At 40.0% G+C, this 15,743-nt stretch carries 9 protein-coding genes and 1 pseudogene; 3 read left to right on the forward strand and 7 right to left on the reverse strand.

The genetic code is table 11. From position 1 onward, the window contains the following. The first annotated feature begins 391 nt into the window (after window positions 1-391). Genes ftsE through ABD917_RS00460 form a run of 3 tightly spaced genes read left to right on the forward strand, consistent with a single transcriptional unit; the run spans window position 392 to window position 2,670 of the window. Window positions 392-1,051 (forward strand): cell division ATP-binding protein FtsE, encoded by a 660-nt coding sequence (gene ftsE, locus ABD917_RS00450; RefSeq protein WP_273759201.1) that lies wholly within the window; start codon window positions 392-394, stop codon window positions 1,049-1,051. Then, window positions 1,044-1,997: a cell division protein FtsX gene (locus ABD917_RS00455; RefSeq protein WP_345118125.1), complete on the forward strand. Its 954-nt coding sequence runs from the start codon at window positions 1,044-1,046 to the stop codon at window positions 1,995-1,997. The genes ftsE and ABD917_RS00455 overlap by 8 nt, the downstream gene beginning before the upstream one ends. Before the next feature lie 4 nt (window positions 1,998-2,001). Further along, window positions 2,002-2,670, forward strand: a complete 669-nt coding sequence (locus ABD917_RS00460; RefSeq protein WP_345118126.1) for a YdcF family protein — start codon at window positions 2,002-2,004, stop codon at window positions 2,668-2,670. An 856-nt stretch (window positions 2,671-3,526) separates the two neighbouring features. Here ABD917_RS00460 and ABD917_RS00465 read toward each other — a convergent pair. The 7 genes and pseudogenes from ABD917_RS00465 to ABD917_RS00495 all read right to left on the reverse strand — a co-directional run. Next, window positions 3,527-8,476, reverse strand: coding sequence for a DEAD/DEAH box helicase (locus ABD917_RS00465; RefSeq protein ID WP_345118127.1), 4,950 nt, complete (start codon window positions 8,474-8,476; stop codon window positions 3,527-3,529). Between the two features lie 683 nt (window positions 8,477-9,159). After that, window positions 9,160-11,145 carry a MacB family efflux pump subunit gene (locus ABD917_RS00470; protein ID WP_345118128.1) on the reverse strand — a complete coding sequence of 662 codons (1,986 nt, stop codon included), beginning with the start codon at window positions 11,143-11,145 and terminating at the stop codon, window positions 9,160-9,162. A gap of 3 nt (window positions 11,146-11,148) precedes the next feature. Further along, window positions 11,149-12,372 (reverse strand): efflux RND transporter periplasmic adaptor subunit, encoded by a 1,224-nt coding sequence (locus tag ABD917_RS00475; protein WP_345118129.1) that lies wholly within the window; start codon window positions 12,370-12,372, stop codon window positions 11,149-11,151. After that, window positions 12,369-13,865: an efflux transporter outer membrane subunit gene (locus ABD917_RS00480; RefSeq protein ID WP_345118130.1), complete on the reverse strand. Its 1,497-nt coding sequence runs from the start codon at window positions 13,863-13,865 to the stop codon at window positions 12,369-12,371. The genes ABD917_RS00475 and ABD917_RS00480 overlap by 4 nt, the downstream gene beginning before the upstream one ends. 61 nt (window positions 13,866-13,926) lie before the next feature. Continuing rightward, window positions 13,927-14,742 carry an exodeoxyribonuclease III gene (locus ABD917_RS00485; protein ID WP_345118131.1) on the reverse strand — a complete coding sequence of 272 codons (816 nt, stop codon included), beginning with the start codon at window positions 14,740-14,742 and terminating at the stop codon, window positions 13,927-13,929. Between the two features lie 29 nt (window positions 14,743-14,771). Next, entirely contained in the window at window positions 14,772-15,395 is a 624-nt protein-coding gene (locus tag ABD917_RS00490) for a LolA family protein (RefSeq protein ID WP_345118132.1), read from the reverse strand. Between the two features lie 106 nt (window positions 15,396-15,501). Next, window positions 15,502-15,729: pseudogene (locus ABD917_RS00495) on the reverse strand (DNA translocase FtsK); the annotation flags it as partial. Window positions 15,730-15,743 lie beyond the last annotated feature (14 nt).

Genomic DNA, 15,743 nt, shown 5'->3' on the forward strand with positions numbered 1-15,743 from the left:
AACGAAGCGATTTTTCATATCTTTGAAAACAGACATTTTTATTAATAACAAATGAAGCTCAAAATTGTCCATAGCAAATTTTAGCACGATCTAGAACAAGCGATGAAAGACACCTTATCAACCGCCAACAGAGCAAGATCAATGCTAAATCGCAAAAAACAAAAATGACGGTTGATATGTTTCTGCTAGAAACACCTTGGAATTCTTGCTAAAATTATAAATAAAGATAAAATTAAGGAGATATAGTAATTAATGATATTCAGCAATATTTCTCAAGAAGGCATGAAAAATATTGGAGGGTGTGGAGTATAATCTCAAACCAACAGCCTAAAACAATAGGAGTAACAGCCCTGAGAGTAATACAATATAATAGTAGAGGTGGTAGCGAAAAGTGATTCATTTTGAAAATGTTGGTTTACGCTATGGCATGGGCCCAGAAGTTCTTCGTGATATTAGTTTTCATATTCCGGCTGGCTCATTTCAATTTCTCACTGGCGCCTCTGGAGCAGGGAAAACATCATTGATGCGTCTGATGTTTTTGGCGCTTAAACCAACGCGTGGTCACATTGATTTATTTGGCAACGATACAGCATTACTCAAACGGCAAGAACTTCCTGCACTACGCAGGCGTATTGGTGTTGTTTTTCAAGACTTTCGCCTTCTTGATCACATGACCACTTATGAAAATGTTTCTCTACCCTTACGCATTAAAGGACAAGAAGAAGCAACATATCGCAGTGAAGTAGAAGATCTTCTCTGTTGGGTAGGTCTTGGCGATCATATTCATGTTTTACCACCGGTTCTTTCTGGCGGAGAAAAACAAAGGGTAGCAATTGCGCGCGCGCTCATTGATCAACCTGAAATTTTGCTTGCTGATGAACCGACAGGAAATGTTGATCCACCTTTAGCAAAACGTCTGTTACGTTTGTTTATTGAATTAAACCGTTTTGGCACAGCTGTTGTTATTGCCACCCATGACATTGCCCTCATGGAACAAGTCGCAGCACGGCGTATGCTTCTCCATAATGGACGGATGACGATTCATGAATAAATCTTTCCCTATTTTCAGAAGCAATCAAAAAAACACCACCTCTATTATTCCCAGCAGCAATATTTCTGGACGAGCATTAGTTGCAGTGATTGCTATTATGACATTTCTCTCAAGCCTCACCTTGATCGGCGTCGATTTAATCCAGCATGCAGCGTATAGTTGGAGTAACCAAATTAGTTATGAAGCAACCATTCAAATACGCCCTATTGAAAATGTTGATATCGAAAAAAACCTGCAAAATGCGGTTAAATTGGTTAAAACATTTCCTAGTGTAGAAGATGCTAACATTATTGACCAAACAGCCACTGAAAAACTGCTTGAACCATGGCTTGGAACAAATTTAAATATCAATGAATTACCCCTTCCCCGCCTTATCATCGTAACCTTGAAAGAGAATGAGGAAATTGATTTTCGTGGCATCAGTCAAGCAATCAAAACACAAATTCCAGGTGGTCAGTTTGATGATCACCGTGTTTGGGTCAATCGTTTTGCCACCATGGCACACACCACTATTTTTATTGGTTTTGCAATTTTAATATTGGTTTTAGGCTCACTGATACTCACAGTTATCTTTGCCACACGCAATGCATTGGCAGAGAATGCACATATTATCAATGTGTTATATTTTCTTGGCACGGAAACGCTTTTCATTGCACGGCAATTTGATTGGCATTTTTTTAAAACTGCGCTGCGTGGTGCATTATATGGTGGTATCACAAGCGCATTATTGTTTACAGTCTTTGCCTTTTGGACAAACTATAATTTAGGAAAAGTGGAAGCTAGCCAAATCACGGCCTTATTCGGACACCTTTCCATAAGTTCTCTTCCTTATGGAAAAATCATAGGTCTTATTCTTTTTGTTTCTTTTCTTACCATGTTGACAAATCGCATGACTATTCTCGCACAACTTAGAAAAATTGATCAATGCGAAAACGGCCTCTTTTAATATTATGATTCACGATTTCTATAATCCAAACTCACTGATGCAAGACACCCCAGAACTGTCTGTAAAAAAGCATAGCATAGGCAATCTATGGCGCCGCTTGTTTCGCTATTTTCCACCAACAGCTTTATTGCTTTTAATCATTGTTCTACTTTTCTGTATTGGTTTTGTTATTTTTTCGGAAAAAACCGAACGCCTTCAACCACCCAATCCTTTGCTAAAAGCAGATGCCATCATTGTTCTTACAGGGGGAGAAAAACGTATAGAGACAGGGCTTAATCTCTTACAAAAGGGGCTAGGTTCACGGCTTTTGATCAGTGGTGTAAACACAACCACCAATCTGAAGAGTTTCATGCATAGCACACGCATTACTCCTCAACTCTTTACCTGTTGTGTTGATATCGGCCACAAAGCCATAAATACCAAAGGCAATGCGGAAGAAAGCGCTGCTTGGATCAAAAAACACCACTATAAAACCCTTTATATCGTCACCCATGATTATCACATGTGGCGCTCAATGCGTGAACTTAAATATCTCATGCCTGACATTCATTTCATTGCTTATCCTGTTAAAAAGAGCGGTGATGAAAGCATCATACAACAGATCAATCAAATCCGTATTCTTGCCTTTCAATATATCAAAACAATTCAAGTTTATATAAGAACGGCATTTTAAGCTTTTCACTTTGTTTTTTTGAAAATCTTGCCATAAGCAGCACCATCGCTCTTTACCAAATCATCTTTACCAACAAAAATGTCATAACAGGCACTTGAGAAAACATTCATAACAAAGTACTTTTTTATCTCCAATATCCAAACGCAATATCGCTTGTAATAGGCAAAGGAAGAGTTTTAATTCATTCTAAGATAGCTTAAATTGGCTTCCTCCACACCCTGAAAAACACCCTCTTGTTTATAAACAATCCGGCTTCTTATCTCATAGATTTCATCCGCTAACCACTCACACAATTCACGCCATCAGACTTAGTAAGCAAACGATACCCTCATACACAGCAGAATGCCCCAAACAACATACACTTGTATTATATAATTCATAATCTTATATTAGAAGGAGATCTCTCAAGACATCCCCAAGCTCATTGCACGGCACACTCGACGCATGTCCCTGAGAAAATCATAACCCTTATACTGCTATAAAACCCAACTTACGTTCCATAAAAGTGCAAGCCACATTCTCAAATTATAATGCCTATAATAGAGCATAAAAGGCATTTTTGCCTTTCCTAAACAAGAAAACACTAACCCCACTTTTGACATGCGAAGAAATAATTTTGATTGCTTCACTCTAAAAATGCTTACGACGAGAATCCCTACGTATTAATCTGAGAATTCACCACACATTCTCACAAAAACCTCGTGCATAAAATAGCACTACACCTCAAAGAACAGCGTTTCATGATGCTAACCACAAGGCTAAAAAATACCTCATATAAAGTTTTAGCGGCCCTCCATCACCGCCCTCAACAATGGTATTTTATCACTGCCTTGACACTGTTTTACGGCACAATAGATCACTGAATATTTTCAGTTTCTCGCACTTCCAATTTTGGCAGGCTGCGCACAATTTTCATGGTTTCTAAACTCACCGTGATAACCCGCTGAAACAATTCTAGTGGATAAGCAGGATTGCCCACAGTCTCAACAGCATAGCGATTGGCATCATTAACAATGCCGCTTGCTTTATCGGTTTTGACTATCTGCCGCTCCATCACCCATTCAAGAGCAGGCTTGCCACTCACCACATAATCATAAGCTTCAAGAGGAATATTCTGCATGGTAATATTTGTATTATAAACCACACTACTTTTGTCAATAGCACCGCGCTTACCAGCAAATTTCATCGCTTTAACACGGTAAAAACGCACCGCATCATCAATCATCCAAGTACTTGGATCACCCTGCTTATAGGTAACAGGATAGGGCTCAACCTCTTCATAATTCATATGCAAATCACCAAGCTTTCGCCCTGCTGTCACAAAAGTCCAAAAATCCTCCACCTTTTTGACTGTTGGAATCCGTGGTAATTGTTTAGACAGATTATGTGTATAACGCGCACGATAATCCTCAGAATGCAAGATTCCATAAATATAATAAAACAAATCATCCTTTGTAATCATTTCACTAGGATAAGCTGCTTTAAAATAGGCTAATCCTTCATCCGTGAGTGCATCACGCCGCTCTAAACCAGCTTTTTTTCTTTCCTTTGCAAAATTTGCAAACAAATGGCCCTGATCTTCCTTTTCATCTTCTACAGACTCAGCATCTTCATAAACATACCGTGGAAAACATTGACTACCGCCATCCATCATATTAAAATCAGACACATTCTTCGTCATAAGAACAGAAAAACCACTCCTTGCTCCTGTTCCTGTGACTTGTATAATCCTATTTTCAACGGCTTTTCCTATAGGGAATATACGCGGTATTTGGTAAATGCTGTCATTAAGAGCACGATTATAATAGAGCCACTGCTTTGTAAAAGGACGATAAAGACTTAGCGTTAAACAATCTCTCTCAAAGTTAAAAGACTTTCCTTTGACTAAATCTTGTTTGAGAGAATAATTCCAACTGATCTTTCTAGAATCTGCGTTGATAAAATCATTCACAGAATTTGCACGTGCATTGCGATCAGAATGCAGATGCGTAATATTAAAACGCTCGACTTCACTGTCATAAAACGCAATCATATTGTTCATATTGTTAGCTAAATCTTCATGACTTGCATTATAGGCCCAAGCATCACGACTAGTTTTTAAACCACAAGAAAAATTTTCAAAAAATCTTTTATTTCCGCCTTTCTTTTCACCCAAGGCTAAAAATTTTTCAAAATCACTGTTGCGCTGATCTAGCCAATCACCGTGTTCATCGGGCGTAATGATTTGCCAGCCTTGTTCGCGTGCGATACCGCCAACACTGCCAAATCGCTGAATTTTATGTAACTTCTCTTTTGTTGTGAGATTATCTCCAATATCATGATAGTAAATTTTACAAGATTCTATAGCATCTGGATTTTTGATAAACAATGTCACAGCAATTCCTGTCATACTTCCACTTCCAAAAACATTTTGCCCTTCTTGAGCACATCCTTTACTCAACATATTTTTACGAATATCACCCCGCAGATTGAGAACATAAAGACTCGAAAACTCTTCCCTCAAATTTTTTCTGAGACCATCCATTGCTAACTTTTCAACATAACCAGAGCCAGTTACAAAACCAATAACACCGCAATCTTTTATGCGATCACTTGCCCAACGAATAGCACGAATGTAACTGTCATAAAGTCTATTAAAATTGCTCGCACTAGATTGAGCCGCATAAGTTTCACGGATACGATGATCCAATTTAGGATAGCCAATATTTTTGGCATTATCGTTTTCACTTTTTTGTCCAAAAGAATAAGGGGGATTGCCAATAATAACACGAATATCGAGCTCCTTCTGGCGCGACCGACGGGTGCTGTTATCCACCAGCAAATTGCTCATCAGATCTTTTTTGTGCTCATAAAGCTGAAATGTATCGGTGAGACAAATTCCCTCAAACGGGATATAATCGCCCCCCATCAAACCATGATAGGTCGTTTCAATATTAATAGCTGCGATGTAATAAGCTAAAAGCACAATTTCATTGGCATGGATTTCATGACAAAATTTATGTTTCATCTCCTCTGGTGTGATCAGCCCTGATTGTAAAAGCCGCGTGATAAAAGTCCCCGTTCCGGTGAAGGGATCCATGATGTGCACACCAGGTGAGCCAAGTGTTTGGCCAAATTCATCCTGTAAAATATCATTGACAGAATGAATAATAAAATCCACCATCTCAACGGGAGTATAAACAATGCCCAATTTTTCCACTGTGCGTGGAAAAGCATAACGGAAAAACTTATCGTAAAGCTCTACAATTAACCTCTGTTTGGCTTTTGGATCGGTAATGCCACTGGCGCGTAATTTCACACTTGCGTAAAATTTCTCAAGATCTTTGGATTCCTTATCAAGATTTGCTGCATCAAGCACATCAAGCATACATTGCATAGCACGCGAAACAGGGTTCTCACGCGTAAATTGATAACCTTCAAACAACACCTGAAAAACAGGACGCGTAATGATATGTTGAGCCAACATCTCAACCGCATCAGTCTCTGTGATGGTATCGTTTAAGCCATCATGCAATTCTGCTAAAAACCTGTCAAAGGCTTGACGGGCCTTAGTATCTGGTACAGCGAGAATAGCTGTTAAGCGCGTGATATGATTCTTAGCAATTTCCGCAATATTGCTCGCCCAATCTTCCCAATAATCACGCGTACCGCATTTTTTGACAATCTTTGCCATGATCGCACGCGAAAGTTCATCTACAGAGAAAGAAAATTGCCCTTGGATCTCATCTATAAAAAGAGAATCACGCACTGGTATTCCAATGCCCGATCGTGCGGGCTGTGCTCGTATAGGAAGATGATCTACAATAGCCGTAACCGCTTTTAACTCTGTACTCTGAGTAACCCCAATAATCTCAATCTTACTGCTGACATCTTGCCCCAGCGATGCCTTATTAATCGTCGCATCAAAACGATCATCATGCGCACGCAAAGCATTTAAAATTTGCCAAACAACCTGATATTTATCATTGTTATTCAAAGCCTGTTCTGCTGTGGTATCAGGGGGAATGCCAATGGGCAAAATGATATAGCCCATCTTTTTACCCTCAGAGCGACGCATCACCCGCCCCACCGCTTGCACAACATCAATCTGACTCTTGCGTGGATTTAAAAACATGATGGCATCAAGAGCTGGAACATCCACCCCCTCAGATAAACAACGGGCATTGGTCAAAATACGACAAACATCATCCCCGCTCTCAGCCTTCAACCAATCGAGAAGAGCACCACGGTCCTTGGCATTAAAAGTGCCATCAACATGTTCCACTTCACATTTTAGAAATGGCTCGTTTTTGATGTTCCCTTTCGTATACTCAAGATACTCCTTAACAACCGCTGAAAATTCATCACGAACTATTTTAGAACTTTGAATAGTTTTACAAAATGCCAAAGCACGATGCATGGGATAGAAATCCGTACCAACATCAGCCTTCATATCCTGTTTTGTCAGCGCCTTATAACAGCCGATAATTTTCGTGGCATCATCCAAAACAAGCTCAGAATTGTCATCACTAAGACGCTTTTGAACAGCGGAGCTCACCAGTTTTTCATCCATTGCTAAAACAATAACCTTATAGTCCGTTAAAAGGTTATTTTGCACGGCCCATGAAAAACCCCGATAAAAAAGTATTTTGCCAAACAGCTTTTCATCATCCATCGAAGCAAGAACGGCATTCACCTCATGTGCGCGACTTTTTGCGTTATCACCAAAAATGCGTGGTGTTGCTGTCATATAAAGACGTTTTTTAGCGCGAATAATATCATTGGAATGCACCTTAACAAAATTGGATTCATCCTCGCCCACCAGCGTTGCCCCTGTTGTACGGTGTGCCTCATCGCAAATAATAAGATCAAAGGTTGGAAAACCATAGTTTTTCTGGGCATCCGCAATCACCTGAAGAGATTGATAGGTAGCAAACACCACGGTCATTTTATCTGCAACACTCTTCTTTGCCTGTTCTGCAAGTTTCGCGGCATCGGTTGTCGCCGGAAAAGCAAGATCAAACACATCAATTTCAGCAATATCATGCGTATTTTTACGACGCTTTCCCACTTGTGTATCGGAACAGACCGCAAAGGAACGCAAGCCGATTTCAGCATCCGTTGTCCACTCCCGAACCGTCTGTGACATCAACGCCAAAGAGGGCACAAGAAACAAAACAAACTTTCCTTCACCGGCCAAAACCTCAGCAATCTTAAGACTGGTAAATGTCTTACCGGTACCACAAGCCATAATGAGCTTGCCACGATCAGCCTCAGCAAGTCCAGCCCGCACAAAACGTAATGCTTCCAGCTGATGTGTACGCAGTGTTTTTTTATCCTCCAGCACAATTTTGCCTTTGGCTGCAAAAATCTCCCAACGGATCGGGCTCTCTTGCATATTGGAAAGACCAATTCGTGTAACAGGAATATCCTGCCCCCGTATCATTGTTAGCGCATTGTCAGTCCAAGCCGTTATAGTACTGTCTATAATCACACGCCGCTTGAAAGGTTTTTTCCCTGATGCTGAAATAAAACTATCAATATCTACTTTTTTGATCCGATAGGCTGCGTCATAAAATTTACATTGGATTGCCGCAAAACCATCTTCATGACGAAGCTTTGCCACAAGATCAATACCGGTATCACGACCGTCCCAACCATTTTCATGAGCCCAATCTTTAAAGGTTTGAACCTTCTCATACTGATCAAATTGGAGAGGATCATGTGTCAGATAAGCAAGAGCAAAACGCTCAAAATAGGTCCCCTTATCTCGTTTGGTACGCGCTTCATCACGATATTCTTGCAAAAGCAACTGTAGCGTCGTCATGTTTCCCCCCCATTAAGAACACTTTCAATTATCGAATCTAAATAGATCCGTCAATGTCTACCAAAACTTTAGACTACATCTACTTATTATTAAGAATGGAACATCAATCGCCACAGAATAAATTGAGAAAATTTTACTTATCAGTAAAAGAGTGGAATTTTCTCTTCAAGATCAAAATCCTACTCATTTTATGCATTAACATATAAAATTTATATGCCCATTGGCTATATATTTTTAACAAAAATAATTTACAGTATAAAATTAGTGATTTCTTGAATAACTCTATGCTTTTTAAAATGCATCTAACCATACTGAATAAATATTGTGCAAAGCAAAAACAGAAAACCAATCTGCACACCATTCTACAAGCCATTTTTTGCTCTTTTCTACCAGTATATCATCCGCCACAGAACCGCTCGAAAAGACTCAAAAAAATATTTTGCCCACCCATACCCCTTTTACTCAAATGCTTCTCCCATGAGTATTTCATCCAAACGAACAGCGTAGCAACAACCATACCTCAATTAAGAGCTACTTGATCAAACGCGAAAGCAAAATATTCTTCTCATACTGATCATTTTCTTAACACAAATACTCATCCTCCCTAACGCCTTTTATTTATACCCTTGAATATTTTTTCCATATGAACGCGCCACGACTATGTCTGCAATAATTGCTAAAACTTAATCCCGTGAGAGAGCAACAACAGGGTCAAGACGTGAAGCTTGCCGCGCAGGTGAAAAACCAAAACATATCCCAATAAGAGTTGAAAAAGTAAGAGATATGAGGATTGAATCAAGTGTGTAAACCAAGTGGATAGGTGCTTTAAAGAGCAAGAACAAACCACCGACAGAAAGCCCAAAGAGGATTCCCAAACCACCTCCAATGACACAAACCAAAACTGCTTCAATGAGAAATTGCTGCAAAATATCACTTTGGCGCGCGCCCACTGCCATACGCACTCCAATTTCATTAATCCGCTCTGAAACAGTAACCAGCATAATATTCATCACTCCAATACCACCCACAATCAATGAGATAGCGGCAATAGAAGAGACTAAGAGTGTTAAGATATGCGTACTTTCCATGATACGCTCACGAAAGAACTCTGAATTTCTAATGAAGAAATCCTCTCCACCATGGCGCATAGTAAGAAAACGTTTCACCATCTTTTCTGCTAGATGTGAATCGACATTATCGGCAATTTTAACCGTAATTGCGCGAACCTGTGTTGTTCCAAGAAAACGCGTTTGCACTGTCGTATAGGGTAAATAAACCTGCAACGTACTTGAAATGCCTCCTCCCATATGTTGCGGATCAACCACCCCAATAATACGCACAGGAACATTAGCCAAATGAATGACTTTTCCAATGGGACTCTCATGGCTATGAGGAAAAAGCACAGCAATTGCTTCTTTTTCGATCACGAGATCAACGGCTCTCTCATGCACACTTTTCTGATCAAACAATCTCCCTTGAATAGCTTTAAGTCCTTGTGTCTCAAAATATTGTTCTCCCACACCAGCAATGACAGCATTGGCTTTAACGGCACCAGAACGTACAATAGAGCTTGCTGAAAGTTGAGGTGTTACACCAGCAATATAAGGTAATCCAGAGAAAGCTTCCGCATCCGCTTCCACCAAACTTGTTATTTTATCTGCTTGTGGATCAGAAAGGCTTTTTCCCGGCAAAATTGTTAATGTATTGGATCCCAAACTTTTAAAATTGTCCATAATTTTTTCCCGCGTACCATTTCCCAAAGCCACCATAGCAATAATCGCGCCAATACCGATAATTACTCCAAGCATTGTTAAAAAAGTTCGCATTCGGTGAGCATTCATTGCCAACAGCGCCATAACAAATGCCTCACGAAATCGTTCAGCAAAAGAACGAAAAAAACCTAGGGGTTTTTGCTCTTTTAAGTTTTGTTTTTCCTGAAGATGTTGGGTATTTATTTTTGTTTTTGCTCTCTTTGACACATGGTCAGCAACAATTTCTCCATCACTAATTTCGATAATACGCTCTGCTCTTTCCGCTATCTGCATATCATGGGTTACGATGATAATGGTGCGACCTTCTTGATGAAGCTCGTCCAAAATACGCAACACTTCTTGACCACTCTGTTTATCGAGTGCACCGGTTGGCTCATCAGCAAGAATAACCTCTGCATTATTCATCAGGGCACGGGCAATAGAAACACGTTGTTGCTGACCACCTGAAAGTTGATTTGGACGATGATTTATTCGATCTTCCATGCCTAAGCGTGTTAAAAGCTCGCCCGCACGTTTTTTTCTTAAACTTGGTGCACATCCTGCATAAATAGCTGGAATTTCAACATTGCCAAGCGCCGTTAATTCATTCAGCAAATGATAGCGCTGGAAAATAAATCCAAAATGATTGCGCCGCAAAGCAGACAATTCATCAGCAGAAAGAATGGCTGTTTCTTTGCCGGAAATCCAATAACGACCAGAACTTGGTCGATCAAGACAGCCCAAAATATTCATCAAGGTGGATTTTCCTGAACCGGAAGCGCCCACAATCGCCACCATTTCACCACGCTTAATGGTAAGATTAATATTTTTCAAAACAGTGACAAATGTCTCACCAGCAGGAAATTTGCGCACAACATTTTCCAAAATGAGGACAGCTTCTGCTTGCTCTTCTTTCATGCTTTAGCTCTCATCTTCATTATGTTCATGAGGAATATTGGGCATCACTCCATCACGCGAACCTGTGATAACCACATCCCCCTCCTTAAGTCCTGAAACAATCTCTGCCATCACTTTATTATTCAGCCCGATGGTTACTTGTTTTGCCACCACTCTATCTTTCTCTTCCAAAACAGAAACCCATGCTGTACGTTCTTTTGTTTCATCACGCAAAGCATCACTTGGAACCAACAAAACATTTTGAGCTCGCCCTAAGATAATATGAACTTGTGCCGTCATATAAGTCCGCAAAAAATTGTCAGCATTATCCACATGTACAACCCCATTATAATAGATAGCTGATGATATGAGAGCACTTGATCCTCCCACCATACCAGGATTAATACTCACATCAGCACGAATTTCTTCAGGAGCCGGATCTACTCTTTCTAGAATTCCCTCATAACGACGTTGTGAATTACCCAAAACCGTAAAATACAGAGGCTGTCCAGCCTGAACTTTAAGAATATCGGCTTCTGAAATTTGTGCTTTAATTGTCATTTTTGACAAATCACCTAAAATAACAATCGTTGGTGCCGATTGAACTGCATTAACATTTTGCCCTTCCTCCACAACGGTTGCTAACACTGTTCCAGCTGAAGGAGCAGTCACTCGTGTATAGCCCAAATTGACCTCTGCACTGTCTACATCGATTTGTGCTTGTACAATTTGCTGACGAAGCTGAGCGATTTGCGCCTCGCGTATTTTCACTTGTGTTGTAGCATCGTCGAGATTTGCCCGAGAAGTCGCGCGTGACTTGATCATTTCTTTTTGACGCTCTAAATTTTTCTGTGCAAGGGAAAGGTAAGCTTCTTGTTCCACTAAATTCGCATAATAGTGAGATAATGCTGCCTTTTTTCTTTTCAGATCATTTTCCTGATCTGTAGGATCAATTTCCGCCAAAAGATCGCCTTCTTTAACAACACTTCCAGGGACAACATGCATAGACACCACACGCCCCGTTGCACGCGCACCAACAGCCACCAAGCGATAAGGACGTACAAGACCAGAAGCCAAAACACTTTCCTCGATATCACCACGCTTCACCACTGCTGTCATATAAACCGGTGTTGATGTTCCAAAAAAAACAGAACGCAGCCAGAATACGATGATAAGGAATAAAATAGTTAAAAAGAAAGACAGTTTTTTACGTTTTATAATAAAATTTTTAATGAAATTTTTTTTCATTTCCCTACCTTTGTGCGCGAACGTGGTGCATCATCAACAACCTCTGGATGTGAGGCATCAACAACACCGTCCCAGCCCCCACCCAACGCCTTCATCAGCGCAATATATTGAGTAACCAAAGTAATACGGCTATCCTTAAGTGCCATTTGCGCAGAATAATAAGAGCGATTAGCATTTAACAATTCAAGGAAGCTCGTATTTCCATTTTCAAACAGGCTGCGTGAAAGTTGTAAAGAATGCCAAGAAGCCTTATTTGCAATAATAAGCTTTTCCAGACGCTGATGTTCTTTTGTTAATCTTACCAACGCATTTTCCACATCTTCTAAAGCTGCCAATACAGCAGCCCGATACGTAACAAAAGCCTGATCACGCTGTGCACGTGCAACCGCCACAGAAGCCATGATCTGCCCTCCATTAAACAAAGGCAAACGAAGTCCTGGTCCAAAAGACCAACCAATCGTTGAAGCATTCCACAGTTTATGAATTGTCTCTGCTGCTGTCGAAATACTACCAGTTAAAGTAAATGATGGGTAGAGATCTGCTTGCCGTTGACCAATCCTAGCTGTTGCTTGTGCATATTGACGCTCAGCCCGTCGTAAGTCTGGACGTGTTAACAAAATATCCGCTGGAATTCCTGCTGGTATTGGCCATTTTGGTTGTGGAATTGTTGCATGTTTCGCATTTTTTTGCAAAAGATCTCGCAAAGCTGTAGGCACACGACCGGTTAAAACGGAAAGGCGATGAATACTCATAGCCAAACTCGCTTCCATCTGCGATATATCTGCTTCTGTATTAGCTACTTGTGCCTCTGCATTTGAAACATCAAGTTCTGAAGCATCACCAGCCATTAATTTGCTTCGTATTAATTCGTATGTTTTACGCTGTGACGAAGCAATTTGCCGCACAATTAACAACTTTTGTTGCCAACCACGTACTTGAACATAATTCGTTGCCACATCCCCCAAAAGCACTACCATGGTATCACGCATATCTTCCACAGTCGCTTCAAAACTATAACGTGCAGCTTCAACCGCCCGCTTATGTCCACCAAAAAAATCAAGCTCCCAGCTAGCATCAAAACTATTATGATATTGATTTAAATGTTGACTCAGAAAAATATCAGGTTGGCCAGATTTACTACGCGTTGCTGAAAATGAACTTGCCACACTTGGCAAAAGAGATCCGACAGTTTGCTCTAAACTAGCACGTGCCTCGCGAATGCGTGCTTTGGCAATAGCAACATTATTATTTCCCGAAATTGCCTCATTGATTAATGCATTCAAAACAGGATCATTCAAACGCCGCCACCACCCAGCAAGCGCCACCATACGCCCTGAGATCTGAGCAGACTGTTGACTCCAATTTTCGGGAACACGAAAAGATGTTTTACGGTAATTAGGGCCAACCATACATCCTGATAATATAAAAAAACACAACAAAACACTGTAAAGTAATCTGTTAGAAACAGCCCCTTTGAGATTTTTGATATACATCTAGTCTCCCATATTTCTTCAGAATCAATAGTAATAATTAATATTTTATTTTCTTGTTATTTCAAAATCGACGTGAAAAATCAAATACAGTTTGTACTGGAACATGATCTGAAGGTTGATTCCAGCCTCGTGCTTCACGAAAAATTGAAAGACCTGCAACAAAAGGTACTAAATCTGGAGAAGACCAAATATGGTCAAGCCGTCGCCCTCGATCAGCCAGTACCCAATCGCGTGCACGATAACTCCACCATGTGTAAAGCTTAGCGGGAACAGGAATATGCATACGCATCAGATCAACCCATCCACCGTGATGACATAAAGTTTGCAAACGTTCAGTTTCAATGGGTGTATGGCTTACAACCTTCAACAACTGTTGATGAGACCACACATCCTCTGGCAAAGGAGCAATATTCAAATCACCCAGCAAAAGAGATGAAAGACCATCTCCTTGATCCGCGCGAATAGCGGACATTTCTTCTAAAAAATTAAGTTTATGACGGAATTTTTCATTTATTTCAGCATCAGGCACATCTCCCCCAGCAGGAACGTAAAAATTATGAATTCGCACGCTCTTGCCATAGACTTCAACAATCACCGAAATATAACGACAATCTTGTTTTTGACAAAAGAAACGCTTTTCAACTTTTTTAAAAGGCAAACGCGAAACAATTGCCACACCGTTGTAAGATTTTTGTCCACTCAATAGGATATGCTTATATCCGGCCGCTCTAAAAGCCTCCACTGGAAATAAAGAGTCTGGACATTTTGTCTCCTGTAAACACAAAATATCGGCAGAAAAGAATTGCAAATACTGCAAAACCTGTGCAAGACGCAAACGTATGGAATTAATATTCCAAGTTGCAATACGAAAGATCATCTGTTTCAATTCCGCTGAAATACAATGCGCTATTTATTGGAGGGAAGTGTGAACATCCCATCAACAAATCTCACACCAGTGCGCACATTCATGACTTGAACAGTGGTCTCCAAATTTTGTTGATCAACAATTGTCCATTGCCGCAAAGCAGCACTTTTAGAATCAAAAACCATTCTTATTTGTCCAGCCCTCATGCTTTTATCACGCAAAACAATTGTAACGGCTCCTGGATCTTCACGGAACGCCACCAAACGCCCCGATGATATATTAATTTTATCATCTAACAGAAACTTCATAGGCGTTTGAGCAAGCTGTGAAAAGTTCCAAGTATTCAATGCACGATTATTAATTCCTATGAATTGACCATCTGCAATAATCTGTAAAGGTATTTTTTTATAAATAAAACGAATTTTTCCTGGACGCTCTAAATAAAACGTTCCCTGAGACATTTTTCCCTTTGGACTAAACTGAACAAAATCACCTGTCATTGTTTTAATTGCCGCAAAATAATTCACAACATTCTGCGCTCTTGTTACTTTATTGGATGCCACTTTATTGTATGATTGCGAAAAAGCAGGAAAAGTTAAGCACAAAAAGATAATAATTCTTATAAACAAAAAGACTCTTCTTTGTAGCAAAAAAAACGTTTTCATAAAAAATGCTCCTAAGCAATATATCTTCGTTTTATCATTTAAGAAATAAATACCCTTCTCCAAAAGAAAAAGATATTGTTTTAAAAGACTATCAAAAGATTTTATTTCAAAAGTGTTCTTCTTCAGCAGAAACCAAAATTTCCCGTTTTCTCATATAATTTGCCGCGCTAATAACACCTTCTGCCTCCATACGCTCAATCAATGAAGCAGCATGGTTATAGCCAATGCCTAAACGGCGTTGAATATAAGAAGTGGAAACTTTGCGATCACGAAGAACAATAGCAACGGTTTGACTATAGAAATTATCTTCTGAAGGAGAAGTTAACGACGCATCCACATTCTTCTTGG

Origin of the sequence: Bartonella pachyuromydis (assembly GCF_039543065.1) — a bacterium.
In the GTDB taxonomy this organism is placed as follows: Bacteria; Pseudomonadota; Alphaproteobacteria; order Rhizobiales; family Rhizobiaceae; genus Bartonella; species Bartonella pachyuromydis.